We start from the raw sequence: 13,887 nt of genomic DNA, 5'->3' as shown, positions 1-13,887 counted from the left end.
AGTAAGCAAGCTTTTGTTGATTAAGAAGAGGCCCTTTTTCCAGGGCCTCTTCTCCGCACAACACTCCTCATCCAGTATCTATTATATTCTGTCCCCGTGAAAGAAGTCAAGTTTTATAATTGAAAAAGTCATGCAGGGTCAAAATCAGCTGGTTCCAGACCAGGTGAGCCAGGAAACCACTAGCCAGGGCTACGTCGGCCCGGCCGGAACGAGCGTAAGCCAAAGATGCCAGCAAGCCAAAAAAGGAATGACCTGCCAGGGCCGCCAGGGCCGGTTTTAGTTTCCCGGGCCCCTTTGCTGGAGGCGCGCCGGCCAGTTCCCAGGCTGCTTCAGCAAGACCAAACACGCTGTGGACACCGGCCAGGGAAGTCCCTGTCAAAAGGGCCAGGCCTGTCTTCAGGGTTTCTTCCCCAAGGGGGCCTAATAAAGTGAGAATGGCTCTCTTATTAAACCCCAACCCCAGGAGCACGTAGTTAACCCCCCAGGCTACCAGGGCTGCCAAAAGGCCTACCAGTAAGGTTGGCAGAAAAATCATGGCTTAACCCCTGCAGGCTCTCCCTGGGAGCTATCGTTCCCCCGGCTATTAAAACGGTTCATGGCCTCCTCGAGTCCCCCTCCTTCCAGGAGGAAACGGAGGGCCCGGGCCGCCTTCAGGAGGGCCGGGCCCACCAGGGCCCAGTCGCCTTCACTGAAGGGCCGTAACACGTAGTCAACTACATCTTCCCCCGCTTGCGGCCGGCCAATACCTATTTTTAACCTTGGTATGGCTGTTGTCCCCAGGGCGGTGATAATCGACTGCAAACCGCGGTGACCGCCGGAACTGCCCGCCGGCCTGATACGCATCCGCCCCGGCGCCAAGTCCAGGTCATCGTGAACTATTATCATTTCGGCCGGGGCGATACTGTACCAGCGCGCCAGGGGGGCAACGGCCTGGCCGCTATTATTCATAAAGGTCTGGGGCTTAACCAGGAGGACCCGCCTTTCCCCTACCATCCCCCGGCCGATGAGTGCCTGGTGACGGCTGGAATTGAAGTTAATTCCCAGTTCGTCGGCCAGGAGATCAAGGACCATAAAACCCGCATTATGCCGGGTCGTCTCATAACGGGGCCCGGGATTGCCCAGGCCCACCACCATCTGCACCGGCAAATTAGCGCCCCCATCTCCAGTATTTACTTTACGGGCTTATTCCGCTGCCGGTCTTTCTCCTTCTCCCGCCGGCGTCGCAGCGCCTTCTTCTGCTTCCACGGCCCGGGTAGTTACCACCGTGGCGATTACCGCCTCCGGTTCGGAAAGGATTTTTACTCCCGGCGGCGCTTTAATGGCGGCCACCGTCAGGTGTTCTCCCACACCAAGGTTACTGACATCAACAGTTATACCCTCCGGCAGGTCGGCGGGCAGGCTTTCGACCTCCACCTCCCGCAGGCCATGCTGGAGGATGCCGCCCTGTTCCACACCCTTGGCTTCCCCTTCCAGGATGACCGGTACTGCAGCCCTGATTTTTTCATCCAGGGAAATCTGGTAAAAGTCCGCGTGGGTGATTACACCTTTGATGGGGTGACGCTGGACCTCCCTGATTACCGCGGCAAATTCTTTTTCTTTCCCGTTCCCGGTCACTATCACCTTCAGTAAAGCATTTTCCCCTTCCCGGGAAAGAATCCGCTCCAGGTCTTTAAGGGGAATGGCCAGAGGTATATTACCGGCTTTTTTTCCATAAATAACCCCGGGTAATTTCCCCTGCCGGCGTAAGCGCCGGGCTGACTGTTTACCAGTGTCAGGCCGCACTTCTACTACCAGTGTCTGGACTTGCATCAGTCCCAACTCCTTTCACTATTTAAGTTTAGCCTACCTGGAAACAGCATAAACCCCTTCCCGGCTGAATAAGCATGTTATAAGCCGGGAGGTGAGCAAGGATGTTTTATACCAGCAAGAAGCTCATGGGGATGCCCGTAGTCAGCCTGGCCGATGGCCACCAGCTGGGGCGCATCAAGCGCCTCTTAATTGACCAGCAAAGAATGGCCATTGCTGCTTTCACCGTAGACCGTAAAGGATGGTTTAAGGAGCAACCGGTAATCCCTTACAGCCATGTCAAAAGCGTCGGTAACCATGCCGTCACCGTAGACCAGGCCAGTGCCGTGGTAAAATTAAGTTCCCTGCCGGAACTGGAGGCCCTGGCCAAACATCCCCTCCCCCTGCTGGGTGCCAGGGTTATTACGGAGGAAGGTACCGTCCTGGGTACCATAGATGACTTTCGCTTCGACCCCCAGGACGGCAAGATTTATTACCTGGATATTAAAAGCGGCCTCCTCCATGGAACCAGGAGCCTGGAAACTGCTCAAATCATCACCTGCGGCCGGGACGCCCTGATAGCCAGGGCAGGGGCCGAAGAATCCCTCCAGAAACCCGGGGGCCTGTTAAACGTCAAATGGCAGGAAACCATCGCCGGCGCCGGCAAAGTCCTCGAGGGCGCTGGCGGAATTACCCGCAGGGCAACTGAGGCCTTCAACCGTTACCGGCAACGCCTGCCCTTTGGCCGCAAAAAAAATGACGACCCACCACCGGGGGATATGAACTAGTCGAAAAGTTTACTTACGGACAGGTCCTTGTGGATGCGAATAATGGCTTCGCCCAGGAGGGGAGCTACTGAAAGGCGCCGTAACCGGGCAATTTCCTTGCTTCCCGGTACGGGAATGGTGTTGCAGACTACTACTTCCTGCAGTGGCGCTGCCGCCAGGCGTTCCCGGGCCGGCCCGGAAAGAACGGGGTGGGTACAGCAGGCGTAGACAGCCCTGGCGCCATGCTCCAGTAGAGCCCTGGCCCCTAGGCAAATGGTCCCCGCCGTATCGATGAGGTCATCAATCATGATGACCGTTTTATTTTTAACATCACCGATGAGATTCATAATCTCAGCCACATTGGGTGCCGGGCGCCGCTTGTCGATGATGGCAATTTCCGCCCCGATGCGTTCAGCAAAATTCCGTGCCCGGGTTACCCCCCCCAGGTCCGGGGAAACAACTACAGCCCGGTCAAAGCCCTTGCTGTTGAAATAATCGGCGAGTATGGGCACTGCTGTCAGGTGGTCCACCGGGATGTCGAAGAAACCCTGGATGGCCGCCGCATGGAGATCCATGGTCAGTACCCGGTCGGCACCGGCAGCGGTAATCAAGTTGGCTACCAGCTTGGCCGAGATGGGGTCCCGCGCCCGGGTCTTGCGTTCCTGGCGGGCATAGCCATAATAGGGTATTACCGCGGTAATACGCCAGGCCGAAGCCCGCCGTAAAGCGTCAATCAAGATTAAAAGCTCCATCAGGTTGTCATTGACAGGCTCGCAGGTAGGTTGGATGACAAAGACGTCCTCACCCCGGACGCTCTCATCAATGGCGATGCTGATTTCACCATCGCTGAAACGGCTGACCTTGGCCGCCCCCAGGGGCACGCCCAGGTAGGCGCCAATCTCCCGGGCCAGCTCAGGGTTAGCATTGCCGCTAAAAATTTTTAAACGTGCACTCTCTGTTTCCATTTTCTTTTTAGTAACCTCCAGGTTCCAGGGAAAAAGGTTTCACTCTGTGTTTACTTCGCCTTTTTTATCATTTTTCCTGCCTTTTTTCGTCGCCTTTTTTACCCCTGGTGGGTAAATTAACCTGCCTTTCCCGGGCCAGGGCCAGGGCCCCGGCCGGTACATCCTCGGTAATGGTGGAGCCGGCACCTACCAGTGCCCCGGCCCCTACCCTGACAGGGGCTACCAGGTTGGTATTGCTGCCAATAAAGGCCCCGTCTTCTATAATGGTCGGCCACTTTTGCCGGCCGTCGTAATTACAGGTAATGGTGCCGGCACCTATATTTACCCCCATTCCCACAGTGGCATCGCCCAGGTAGGTCAGGTGCGGCACCTTGGAACCCCGGCCAATCCGCGAAGCCTTGATTTCCACAAAGTCTCCCACCTTAACGCCAGCTTCCAGGACCGTCCCCGGCCGTAAATAAGCAAAGGGGCCTACCTGGCAGCCAGGTCCAATAGTGCTTTCCAGGACTACGGCGTGGATTACGGTACTGCCATCACCTACCTGGCTGTCCCGGATGGTAGTACCGGGGCCCAGGCTACACCCGGCACCAATAATAGTATGTCCCTCAAGGAAAGTGGCCGGGTATATAATGGTATCCTTTCCAATTGTCACCGTGACATCTATATAAGTCGCTTCCGGGTCAATGATTGTTACCCCGTCAAGCATAAGGGCCGTATTGATCCGGCGTCGCCAAACGGCCCCGGCTGCAGCCAGCTGGGCACGGTCATTGACCCCCAGCACCTCTCCGGCGTCCCCGGCAACTAGCGTCTCGACCCGGAGCCCCTGGCTTACGGCCATAGCCACAACGTCGGTAAGGTAATATTCACCCTGGTCGTTATCGGGTTTTAACCGGGCCAGGGCCGGCCAGAGAAAGGCAGCAGCAAAACAATAAATACCGGTATTGATTTCATTAATTGCCTTCTCTACCGGGGTGGCATCCCTCTCTTCGACTATACCCTTTACCTGCCCCTGCCCGTCACGGATAATGCGGCCGTAGCCGGTGGGATCGGCAATCCTGGCCGCCAGGATTGTCACAGCGGCTCCCGTGGCCCGGTGGTGGTGTAAAAGCCCGCTTAAAGTAGCCGGCCTGATCAGAGGTGTATCACCACAAAGGACCAGGACGGTAGCGGCTTCTCCTGCAGCCTGCCGGGCCTGGGCCAGGGCATGGCCGGTACCCAGTTGCTGCTCCTGGAGGGCGTATTTCTGTTCCGGCCCCAGGGCGGCTCTGACTTCCTCAGCCCCGTGGCCAATAACAATGATATTATCTTCGATGCCGGCTTGCCTGGTTGCCGCCAGGACGTGTTCTAAGAGGCTGCGCCCGGCTACCCGGTGCAACACCTTGGGCAGCCGGGAATGCATCCGTTTCCCCTGGCCGGCGGCCAGGATAACGGCCACCGTTTCGGCCATACGATCTCCTCCAAATCAGGGTTCTGCCAAAAATGGTGCCTTCTGGTGGGGATATGTCCCTGCGCCGCTCAAGAGTTACGCGCCGACAGGACGACGGCTCGGTTCGGACCGCTGCTCGTCGCCTGCGGATTGCCAATGAAGAGGCTGCTGGTTCCGCGAAGCTATAAGCCTTCTATGAGATTACGCTTGTTTTCTAGGTGCGCTCAGGCGTGCCTTAAGCTCCGGCAGTGGTTGCCTCACCTCGCCTGTCCTTTTGACCTTCGCTCCACGCCTCATAGGCTCCGGGACATATCCCCATCCTAACACCCAAAAAATTTCATTGTTTCGTGGTGGGAGACGTTAGCCCTCTACGAAGGACTCCTTCGGCCCACTGCCCAGAACCCTCCTGGCGAGTTCCAGGTCGCTTTCCTTATCGACATCGATGCCGATTTCGGGAAAGGGAGAGATTATCCCTGCCCCCCGGGCTCCCAGCAGGCGGGAGAAATGCTTTTCTGCCTCGGCAATGGTTAGGCGGTGGGTTAAAAACTTAACTATAAATTTAAGGCCTATCAGCCGGCTCAATCCCAGGGGGCTTTTGCGCAATCTTACCAGTTCCTGGCCCTGGCGGGCGCAGGTAAGTAAGGCCGAATTCTTAATTAAAACCATGTTACCGCCGGTGAAGGTACCGTCGCGCAGGCGTACATAGGTACGTTTAACGCCGGGGTAGCTGGCCTCATTGCATTCCCGGCTGACGATGGGGTAATAAAAATCGGCCGGTCGTTCCCGGCACCGGTCCAGGAAATCCCTGACTGCCTCGGGCTTCAGCAGGGGGATATCGGCGGTAACCAGGAGCAGCCATTCGGATGCCGGAAAAGCTGCCGCCCCGTTCAAGGCGCTGTCTACCGTCGTCCGCCCGGCCGGCACCAGGGTGATATCACGGGGCAGGGCCGGGGCCAGTTCCGGCGGGCCGGCTACAACCAGGCGCCGGATACGGCCCGAAGCCAGGAGGGCTTCTACCACCCAGATAATCATGGGCCGGGAACCAACAGGTAACAGGGCCCGGCCTTCTTGATCCCCGGCGAGGACAACAGCATCTACCTCCACCCTTTAACCCCTCCTTATGCCTTTTTACCGCTGCTGGAACGCATTTCTTCCCTGATGGCCTCCATCATCCGGTTCTCGGCATTTTCGATGTGTTCCTGGGCGAGGCGCTGGGCCAGTTCTACATTGCGGGCGGTAATGGCCTCCACCAGTTGTTTATGTTCCTCCAGGGTTTCCCGCATCCGGCCCGGCGTTCCCAGGGAAGTTGTACGAAAACGCTGGATTTGTTCCCGCAGGTTATTGATAATTTGCACCAGACGGTCATTGCGGCTGGCCCGGTACAGGACATCATGGAACTGGGTGTCAACTTCAATCAGGGTTTCCAGGTCGTCGGCTGCTACACAATCGGCCACTTTTATTAACAAGCGCTCCAGCTCATCTAACTCTTCTTCCGTAATGCGTTCGCAGGCCAGGGCGGCCGCCAGGGACTCCAGGGCGGAGCGAATCTCAAAAACATCGGCAATATCCTTGGTAGAAAGGTCGGCTACATATGCACCCTTGCGCGGGATCATGACGACAAAACCTTCCAGCTCCAGCTTGCGAATTGCTTCCCTGACGGGAGTCCGGCTAACACCCATCTCTTCCGCCAGCTGGACTTCCATGAGCCTTTCGCCGGCCTTCAACTGGCCGTTGATAATGGCTTCCCGTAGAGCTTCAAAAACTATTTCCCGTAAGGGCTTGTAGTTTTCCAGTTTCCCACTGAGCAGATTCTTCATCGTACCACCTTTCCCATTGCCATTTACCAAATATAACCTGCCCCCCCTCCTATAAAGTACAGGTTACCAGGGTTTCCGGGTAAGTCTGCCGGAACCGGGAAGCAATGCTAATGGCCGTCTGGCGGTCGGGAGCCACCCCGAAGACCGCCGGGCCGCTGCCGCACAGGATAGCCCGTTCCGCTCCCGCAGCCAGGAGGTGCAATTTTATGGCCTTCACTTCCGGGTACAGCCGGCAGGTAACTATCTCCAGGTCGTTACCCAGGGCCCTGATAAGCTGCTCCCGGTCCCCGGCCCTTAAGGCCGCCAGGGCCCTGTCCTCATCAGGGGGTTCCGGGTTCTGCCGGGAGGGGGCGGCATCCCAACCCTGGTATACGGCTGCCGTGCTGACGCCAAAGGGAGGTTTCACCAGTACCAGCCAGAGCCTGGGAGCCGGCGGTAAAAGGGATAAATCTTCCCCCCGGCCCCGGCCCAGGGCCGTACCTCCCAGGACGCAAAAAGGTACATCTGATCCGAGTTTGGCCCCTTCCCGGGCCAGCTGTCCGGGTGTCAGGCCCAGGTTATACAGGTAATTAAGTCCCAGTAAAGTAGCCGCCGCATCGCTGCTGCCCCCAGCCAGGCCGGCCGCCAGGGGGATCCTCTTTACCAGGTTGATACGCACACCCGGAAAACCATACCGCTGCTGGAGCAAGGCCGCCGCCTGGTAGACCAGGTTGTCGGGACCGGCCGCAAGACGTGCCCCCCTGACCTCCAGGTGAATACCTTCATGGCACCGGCGCAAGGTCAGGGTATCCTGCAGAGCAATGGCCTGGAAAATGGTGCTTAAGTTATGAAAACCATCCGGCCGGCGGCCGAGGACCTTCAGGGTCAGATTTATTTTACCATAGGCCGGCACCTTCAGGGTATCCAAAAAAAGGCATCTCCTTAAAACTTTTTATTGCTAATGTAATATTAGGCATTGAGACGCTAATTCCTCTTTTGACGGCTATAGCTATTCTCACCGTAGCCATAGCCGGGTATACCAGTAATAGTCGCGATATTTCAATATTTAAATCCAGGGGAAAAGAAGGAAGGAAAAAGGTTAAGGCGAATATTTAGGCTGAAAAAGAAATACATAATTGCAAGCTGATAAGGTGGGAAGGAGAAACCAATGGCCAGAGAACTCTTTTTAAAGAACTATATGGAAGACTGTGTGTGGGAACTGTTGGACCAGGTCCTGGCCCAGGACCCGGAAGCCTGCCGCTGCGACAGCTGTCGCCACGATATTGTAGCCCTGGCTTTAAACCAGTTACCGCCCCGTTATGTGGTCCGGGAAAAGGGAGTAATTTACTCCAAACTGGCCATGCTGGAAGCCCAGCACCGGGCCGATATTTACCGCGCCCTTACCCAGGCCCTGATGCAGGTCAAAAAAGCCCCCCGTCACGAGCGCTGATTAATCGCGAAATTTATACCCCACACCGCGGACGGTAAGAATGTACCGCGGGTTGCTGGGGTTTTCTTCTATTTTTTCCCGCAAATGGCGGATATGGACATCGATGGTACGCGTGTCGCCGTAATATTCGCCTTCCCAGAGGCGTTCCAGTAGCGCCTCCCGGCTGAAAACCCGTCCCCGGTTTTCCGCCAGCAATTGCAGCAGCTGGTACTCCTTCAGGGTCAAGTCTACGGGCTTGCCCTTTACCGTGACCACATGGCTGGCCGGGTTAATAACCACATCCCCAATCGCCAGGATATCGTCCGGCTGGCGCTGGTTTTCTGCCGCCCGGCGTAAAATAGCGCGTACCCGGGCCACCAGCTCCCGGGGACTGAAGGGTTTGGTCAGGTAATCATCGGCGCCCAGTTCCAGCCCCAGGACCCGGTCTACCTCTTCCCGGCGAGCCGTCAGCATGAGGATGGGGGTATTGCCCCTGGCCCTCAGGCTGCGACAGACTTCAAAGCCGTCCAGCCGGGGTAACATTACATCTAAAATAATAAGATCCGGCTTTTCTGCGGCCGCCTTTTGCAGGGCTTCCGCTCCATCACTGGCCGTGACGGTAGTAAAACCCGCCTGTTGCAGGTTAAAGGATACCAGTTCCAGGATTGCCGGCTCATCATCAACAATCAGCACCTTGGGCAGTGCCATCACCGCCTTCCGCGCCTATTATAGCGTAGTTAATTAAAACCCTGCAAGAGTTAGTAAAACAAATTTTCTTAAACAAAAGGCAGGCCAATAAAAAGACGCTGTCTTCCCGCAACCTGCATTTCTTGTTTACCTGCAGTTTCCTTACAAAAAAGTACGGCGGGTCAGGGTGGCAATGATATGCGGCAGTGCCGGCTACGCCGGGATCAGGTGAACGGCTTCCGGCGGGAAAGTGGCCAGGACTTCCCGGCCTGGCTGCAGGCAACCCTGGCGCAGCTGGGAAGCCCCGGCCAGGGCCACCAGGGGCAGGCCACAGTCAAGTTCTACCCGGTACTGGCCCCCCTGGGGGATGATGTGCCTGACCCTCCCCCGCAAGCGGTTAACCGGGGCTTCAGCAGCATTTCCCCCCTGAATAATTATTTCTTCCGGCCGCAGACAGGCTACCACCCGCCCACCCACGCGCGTGCCGGCCAGGATGGTCACTCCCCCCTGGAGGCGGACCTGGACGGGACCGCTGCCGTTTAAGCGCGCCTCACCCGGCAGGAGATTGGTAATGCCGACAAAGGCCGCCAGTTCCACACTGGCCGGCTGCCAGAGAATGGTCTCCGGGCGACCGGTCTGGACAATTCGTCCTCCCTGGAGGGCCGCTACCCGGTCCGCCAGGAAAGGCAGCTCGGTAAAATCGTGGGTAACAAAAACAGCCGTAATCCCCGTCTCCCGCAGGATAAGGTGCAACTCTTCCAGCAGGGCGCCCCGGGTGGGAGCATCCAGGGCGGCAAAGGGTTCATCCAGGAAAAGGACCCGCGGTTCCAGGACAAAAGCCCTGGCCAGGCTGACTCGCTGGGCTTCACCGCCGGAAAGCCGCCGTGCCGGCCGGCCGGCCAGGTGGCTGATCCGGAGAACCTCCAGCCAGTGTTCAACCCTTTCCTTTACCACCGGCCGGGGAATACCCCGGAAACGCAGGCCCACAGCCACGTTGTTAAAAACTGTAGTATCCAGTAATAATGCCTCCTGGAAAACTACCGCCAGCTGCCGGCGCCAGGATAAAGCCCGGTGGTAATCGATCTTTTGCCCGTCAAAGAAAATGCTACCGCTATCCGGCTCTTCCAGCAGGGCCAGGACCTGGATCAGGGTGCTTTTGCCGGCACCGTTGGGGCCGATAAGGCCCCAGACCTCTCCCCGCCCGATTTCCAGGTTATCAACCGCCAGAATCTCACGCCCGCCCTTGCTGATCCGCAGTCCTTCAGCCCGGATGCTGATACCCATTGAACTTCCCCCCGTGGCAAAGGAACAAGTTTAGCTTCTATAATAACCTTAGTAATTTTTTCCTGCCGTCCGGTACAGCCCGCGTCTTCTGCTGCAAAAGGGTCAGGACCGCCGTGATGCCGAAGGCCAGGCCCAGGAGGATAAAGCTCAAGGCCATGGCAATATCAAAATGCCCCCTGGACACCTCCATTACCGTGGCCGTCGTCAGGACCCGGGTCTGGTGCATGATATTGCCGCCCACCATGGAAGCTGCTCCCACCTCGGAAATAACCCCACCAAAACCGGCAATGATGGCTGCCAGGATCCCCAGGCGGGCTTCTTTGAGCAGAGTCCAGTACAGTTGCCCCGGTGACGCCCCAAGGGCCAGGACCTGGGTTTTCAGCCTGGCCGGCAATTGCTGGATGGCCGCCATGGTCAGGCCGGTAACCAGGGGGGCGGCAATAAAGGCCTGGGCAATGACCATGGCTGCCGGGGTATAAATGAGCCCCAGCCGGCCCAGGGGACCGCTGCGCCAGAGGAGGAAACTCACCCAGAGGCCGACCACCACCGGCGGCAGGCCCATCCCGGTATTGACCAGGCTGATGACCAGCCGCCGGCCGGGAAATTCCTTCAGGGCCAGGAAAGTACCCAGGGGGACCCCCAGGAAAACGCTAACGGCTGTAGCCAGGCCACAAACCTTGAGGGTCAGGGCTACCACTTCCATGACCTCCGGGTCCAGCCTGATTAGTAGATAGAAGGCCTGTCCCAGTCCCTGCCAGACTGCTTCCACCAGTCAAGTTCTCCTCCTACTGCCCCAGGGTGTTTTCATCTTTACCGGCATCAGGGAAGAAGAGGGACTGGCCGAATTTGTCTTTGCCAAAGTTGCCGATGACCTGCTGCGTCTCCGGGGCTACCATGAAGTCCACAAAGGCTCTGGCCCCTTCGCTGTTAATGGCCATCCCCGGGAATTTATCCGGGTTCACCTGCATGACATGGTAGATATTCAGCAAGGCTTTCTCCCCCTCCACCATGATGTCCAGTTTGAGGTTCTTCTTCAGGGAGAGGTAAGTGGCCCGGTCCGTGAGGGTATAGCCACCCTTTTCGGAAGCAATATTTAAAGTCTGGCCCATGCCGGATCCGGCTTCCTGGTACCATTTGCCTTGCGGTTTTATATTAGCTGCCTGCCAGAGGCTTTTTTCCATCTTATGGGTGCCGGAATCGTCGCCCCGGGAGACAAAGATGGCCTGCCTGGCGGCAATCTGCTTTAAAGCGTCCACCGCCTTTTTAGCCCCTTTAATCCCGGCCGGGTCGCCTGGTGGACCAACAATAATGAAATCATTATGCATGACCAGCTGGCGGTTAATGGCTGTCCCTTTTTTCACCAGCTCCATTTCAGCCTCCGGGGCGTGAACCAGCAAGACATCGGCATTGCCCTTGTCGCCCATGGCCAGGGCCTGTCCCGTGCCGACGGCATTGGGCTTAACGGTATAGCCGGTTTTTTTCTCAAACATGGGGATCAGGACGTCGAGTAAACCGCTGTCCATGGTGCTGGTAGTGGTTGCCAGAATCAAGTCTTTTTTGGCCGGCGCTTTAGCAGTATCCTTACTGGATACAGGAGCGGATTGGTTGTTTTCCTGCCTGGCAGCCCGGCCACAACCGCCTGTTACGACTACCAGGAGGAAACTCAAAGCGAGTAAGGCTCCGATACATTGCTTGATTTTTTTCATATGTATCCCTCCTCATTATGTTTGATCCAGCATAGCGGTGGTATAAAAAAGAGCCTTAACTAAAGTGACGCTGAAAAGCTGCTTCGATGGCCTCCCCTGCCTCGCGTCTAAATTGCCTGTAACGCTGCAAAAACCACTTCCCGGCGGGCGTTAATTCTGCCCCGCCTCCCGTCTCACCCCCCACCCGGGTAGAGAGGAGCCTTTCCCCCAGCCGGCCTTCCGCTTTTTTTAACTGGCCCCAGGCCTGGCGGTAGGACATGTTGAGGCTCCGGGCGGCCTGGTTAATGGAACCCCGCCGGTCAATCTCCTGCAGGAGTTCAAAGAGGCCCTCACCAAAAACATGCTCGCCATCTTCCAGCCAGAATTTATAACGTACCCGCATACTCTCCACCTCGGATCACTAACTCTAGTGTAAATTTCCCGGAAAACCCGGTCAAGCCTTTTTACTAAAATAACTATTTGCACCTCCCGGGTTTGGGTGTAAAATAGCTCCAGGTAAAGTATAATTCTTATTTACCTGCGGGGAACCTTAATCTGGGAAAATACGTCTATAATTTCAGGAAGCGAAATTCTGAAATAAGGGAGAATATATATGCACAAGGGTTTATCTATTCTTCTTATGGCTATTTTAATCATCCTGAATCTGGCCGGTTGCCAGACCCGGAAGGAAGCAGTTGCTGCTTTTAACGAATTTAAGGGTCAGATTGCGGGCCTGGAGTTTTATGTAACCCGGCAGGCAGGCGAAGAATCCCGCCAGGCTATCAACCTTACCGACAAGCAACTGGCCCAGCGTTTTTTAAATCTCCTCGGTCCCCTGCCCAAAATTGACCCGCCACCTAAATCCTGGCAAGGAAGCAGGGACTATCTGGCCTTTAAATACATCAAAAACGGTGAAACTGTCGCCAGCAAGCAATATCCTTACTGGCACCAGGATAATAGCCCCGGCTACCTGGAACTGGAAGACGGCTGGCACCAGGTGCCGGCAGAATTTGCCGTAAAATTGACTACCCTGGCCGAATACCCTGATGCCTCCAGTGACATCGACCCGGCCGATGCCGCCTTTCTAAAACAGTACGGTTGGACTATTTTCTATAAAATTAAAAGCTATAACGGCCGCCTCCCCGAAAGTTTTATCCATGAATCCGGGGAATATCCCGTTGCCCTTTACTATGCCTATAATAATGAACTGGGTAAGGATGTAGGCCTCGATCTCAGCCCTTACCTGGGTAAAAACGTAACTGTCAACCTTTATAAAATCGAAGAGCCCCTGCCGGCTTTTATGGCCCCCCGCCAGGAGGCCAACCGGGCCGTTATTGTTAAAGACGGCCAGAAAATAGTCGGGGCCTGGCTGGACGCCGGCCGGCACTATGCCTTTGCCTGTTCCCTTAAAGGCCGGCGCCTGGAGGAAATCACCGGCAAAACCTGGGGCGAGTGGGTGGACCAGTATATTGACCATGATAACCCCCAGGAAAAGTTAATCAGCCAGATGACCCCGGAAAAGGTTATTGAGACCTATTATGAAGCCATTGACCATAAGGACCCCCGCACGGCCCATGCCACTGAAACCCGCCGGCGCCTGGTAAGTTACCTGTTCCGCAACATGGACAACAACCGCCTCTATAATTATTCCTACGCTACCAATGATGCCGACGAGATCAATAACATCACCCGGGCCAAGGTGATCCGTATCCAGCCCTACCACGATCCGTCGTTAGAGCAGGCGGATGTTAAAAAATACGTGGTGGAAGTAGACATCAACGTCCGGCGTGTCATCAGCTACGACAGTGGCCGCCAGATTCGCTTTATTACCCTGCGGCGGGAAACTCCCACCACCGGCTGGCGCATTGATGATATAGGTACGGGCCCCTAAGAGGCTTCCGGTTGAGGAAAACCCGTTTTTTGCTTGCATCCGGACAGGATGTTCCCGGCTATCGTATAGCCAGCCGGGAACTACCCTTCCCGGAGTGTTTTGGTAATTATTTTGTATTCTTATTATTATATTTTATATGTATTATGTGTATTGCATACTTGGTATTGACCAT

General features: G+C 56.3%; 16 protein-coding genes. 3 read left to right on the top strand and 13 right to left on the bottom strand.

Annotated features, from left to right (window positions below):
* Positions 1-106: 106 nt before the first annotated feature.
* The 3 genes from MGLY_RS07130 to MGLY_RS07120 are packed head-to-tail and all read right to left on the bottom strand — an operon-like array spanning position 107 to position 1,809.
* Complete coding sequence (locus MGLY_RS07130) at positions 107-535, bottom strand: hypothetical protein (RefSeq protein WP_156272688.1); 429 nt, start codon at positions 533-535, stop codon at positions 107-109.
* The gene (gene pth, locus MGLY_RS07125; RefSeq protein WP_246187476.1) at positions 532-1,140 is read right to left on the bottom strand and encodes an aminoacyl-tRNA hydrolase; all 609 of its coding nucleotides are present in this window, start codon (positions 1,138-1,140) and stop codon (positions 532-534) included. The genes MGLY_RS07130 and pth overlap by 4 nt, the downstream gene beginning before the upstream one ends.
* A gap of 42 nt (positions 1,141-1,182) precedes the next feature.
* Positions 1,183-1,809: a 50S ribosomal protein L25 gene (locus MGLY_RS07120; protein WP_156272687.1), complete on the bottom strand. Its 627-nt coding sequence runs from the start codon at positions 1,807-1,809 to the stop codon at positions 1,183-1,185.
* Between the two features lie 101 nt (positions 1,810-1,910).
* Between MGLY_RS07120 and MGLY_RS07115 the strand changes: the two genes are divergently transcribed.
* The gene (locus MGLY_RS07115) at positions 1,911-2,573 is read left to right on the top strand and encodes a PRC-barrel domain-containing protein (protein ID WP_156272686.1); all 663 of its coding nucleotides are present in this window, start codon (positions 1,911-1,913) and stop codon (positions 2,571-2,573) included.
* Here MGLY_RS07115 and MGLY_RS07110 read toward each other — a convergent pair.
* From MGLY_RS07110 to ispE, 5 genes are all read right to left on the bottom strand, one after another.
* The gene (locus tag MGLY_RS07110; protein ID WP_170290959.1) at positions 2,570-3,517 is read right to left on the bottom strand and encodes a ribose-phosphate diphosphokinase; all 948 of its coding nucleotides are present in this window, start codon (positions 3,515-3,517) and stop codon (positions 2,570-2,572) included. The two genes, MGLY_RS07115 and MGLY_RS07110, sit on opposite strands and share 4 nt — an antisense overlap.
* A gap of 67 nt (positions 3,518-3,584) precedes the next feature.
* Complete coding sequence (glmU, locus tag MGLY_RS07105; RefSeq protein WP_156272684.1) at positions 3,585-4,964, bottom strand: bifunctional UDP-N-acetylglucosamine diphosphorylase/glucosamine-1-phosphate N-acetyltransferase GlmU; 1,380 nt, start codon at positions 4,962-4,964, stop codon at positions 3,585-3,587.
* Between the two features lie 339 nt (positions 4,965-5,303).
* On the bottom strand, positions 5,304-6,047 hold the full coding sequence (locus MGLY_RS07100) for a nucleotidyltransferase family protein (RefSeq protein ID WP_156272683.1): 744 nt from the start codon (positions 6,045-6,047) through the stop codon (positions 5,304-5,306).
* A 14-nt stretch (positions 6,048-6,061) separates the two neighbouring features.
* Positions 6,062-6,760 carry a GntR family transcriptional regulator gene (locus MGLY_RS07095; RefSeq protein WP_054937452.1) on the bottom strand — a complete coding sequence of 233 codons (699 nt, stop codon included), beginning with the start codon at positions 6,758-6,760 and terminating at the stop codon, positions 6,062-6,064.
* Positions 6,761-6,809: 49 nt separating this feature from the next.
* Complete coding sequence (gene ispE / locus MGLY_RS07090) at positions 6,810-7,667, bottom strand: 4-(cytidine 5'-diphospho)-2-C-methyl-D-erythritol kinase (RefSeq protein ID WP_156272682.1); 858 nt, start codon at positions 7,665-7,667, stop codon at positions 6,810-6,812.
* A gap of 240 nt (positions 7,668-7,907) precedes the next feature.
* Here ispE and MGLY_RS07085 point away from each other — a divergent pair, with 240 nt between their 5' ends.
* Positions 7,908-8,189 (top strand): late competence development ComFB family protein, encoded by a 282-nt coding sequence (locus tag MGLY_RS07085; RefSeq protein ID WP_156272681.1) that lies wholly within the window; start codon positions 7,908-7,910, stop codon positions 8,187-8,189.
* On the opposite strand, the gene MGLY_RS07080 is transcribed toward MGLY_RS07085, so the two are convergent.
* The 5 genes from MGLY_RS07080 to MGLY_RS07060 all read right to left on the bottom strand — a co-directional run bounded on the left by MGLY_RS07080 (position 8,190) and on the right by MGLY_RS07060 (position 12,227).
* On the bottom strand, positions 8,190-8,876 hold the full coding sequence (locus MGLY_RS07080; RefSeq protein WP_170290958.1) for a response regulator transcription factor: 687 nt from the start codon (positions 8,874-8,876) through the stop codon (positions 8,190-8,192). It lies immediately after the preceding gene.
* Between the two features lie 192 nt (positions 8,877-9,068).
* The gene (locus MGLY_RS07075) at positions 9,069-10,139 is read right to left on the bottom strand and encodes an ABC transporter ATP-binding protein (RefSeq protein WP_156272679.1); all 1,071 of its coding nucleotides are present in this window, start codon (positions 10,137-10,139) and stop codon (positions 9,069-9,071) included.
* 37 nt (positions 10,140-10,176) lie between these two features.
* A complete protein-coding gene (locus tag MGLY_RS07070) occupies positions 10,177-10,908 on the bottom strand; it encodes an ABC transporter permease (protein ID WP_156272678.1) in 732 nt (243 codons plus the stop codon).
* Between the two features lie 16 nt (positions 10,909-10,924).
* The gene (locus MGLY_RS07065) at positions 10,925-11,845 is read right to left on the bottom strand and encodes an ABC transporter substrate-binding protein (protein ID WP_156272677.1); all 921 of its coding nucleotides are present in this window, start codon (positions 11,843-11,845) and stop codon (positions 10,925-10,927) included.
* A 55-nt stretch (positions 11,846-11,900) separates the two neighbouring features.
* Positions 11,901-12,227 (bottom strand): winged helix-turn-helix domain-containing protein, encoded by a 327-nt coding sequence (locus MGLY_RS07060; RefSeq protein ID WP_054937253.1) that lies wholly within the window; start codon positions 12,225-12,227, stop codon positions 11,901-11,903.
* Between the two features lie 237 nt (positions 12,228-12,464).
* On the opposite strand from MGLY_RS07060, the gene MGLY_RS07055 reads away from it, so the two are divergent.
* Positions 12,465-13,715 (top strand): DUF4830 domain-containing protein, encoded by a 1,251-nt coding sequence (locus MGLY_RS07055; protein ID WP_156272676.1) that lies wholly within the window; start codon positions 12,465-12,467, stop codon positions 13,713-13,715.
* The last annotated feature ends 172 nt before the right edge of the window (positions 13,716-13,887 follow it).

The organism is Moorella glycerini, from assembly GCF_009735625.1.
GTDB classification, from domain to species: domain Bacteria; phylum Bacillota; class DSM-521; order Neomoorellales; family Neomoorellaceae; genus Neomoorella; species Neomoorella glycerini.
This window is presented reverse-complemented; position numbering and strand designations above follow the sequence as displayed.

Excerpts from the sequence above, each read along its gene's own strand:
- MGLY_RS07130 (WP_156272688.1), bottom strand. The coding sequence starts at position 535 with ATGATTTTTCTGCCAACCTTACTGGTAGGCCTTTTGGCAGCCCTGGTA.
- MGLY_RS07120 (WP_156272687.1), bottom strand. The coding sequence starts at position 1,809 with ATGCAAGTCCAGACACTGGTAGTAGAAGTGCGGCCTGACACTGGTAAA.
- MGLY_RS07115 (WP_156272686.1), top strand. The coding sequence starts at position 1,911 with ATGTTTTATACCAGCAAGAAGCTCATGGGGATGCCCGTAGTCAGCCTG.
- MGLY_RS07110 (WP_170290959.1), bottom strand. The coding sequence starts at position 3,517 with ATGGAAACAGAGAGTGCACGTTTAAAAATTTTTAGCGGCAATGCTAAC.
- glmU (WP_156272684.1), bottom strand. The coding sequence starts at position 4,964 with ATGGCCGAAACGGTGGCCGTTATCCTGGCCGCCGGCCAGGGGAAACGG.
- MGLY_RS07095 (WP_054937452.1), bottom strand. The coding sequence starts at position 6,760 with ATGAAGAATCTGCTCAGTGGGAAACTGGAAAACTACAAGCCCTTACGG.
- MGLY_RS07085 (WP_156272681.1), top strand. The coding sequence starts at position 7,908 with ATGGCCAGAGAACTCTTTTTAAAGAACTATATGGAAGACTGTGTGTGG.
- MGLY_RS07080 (WP_170290958.1), bottom strand. The coding sequence starts at position 8,876 with ATGGCACTGCCCAAGGTGCTGATTGTTGATGATGAGCCGGCAATCCTG.
- MGLY_RS07075 (WP_156272679.1), bottom strand. The coding sequence starts at position 10,139 with ATGGGTATCAGCATCCGGGCTGAAGGACTGCGGATCAGCAAGGGCGGG.
- MGLY_RS07065 (WP_156272677.1), bottom strand. The coding sequence starts at position 11,845 with ATGAAAAAAATCAAGCAATGTATCGGAGCCTTACTCGCTTTGAGTTTC.
- MGLY_RS07060 (WP_054937253.1), bottom strand. The coding sequence starts at position 12,227 with ATGCGGGTACGTTATAAATTCTGGCTGGAAGATGGCGAGCATGTTTTT.
- MGLY_RS07055 (WP_156272676.1), top strand. The coding sequence starts at position 12,465 with ATGGCTATTTTAATCATCCTGAATCTGGCCGGTTGCCAGACCCGGAAG.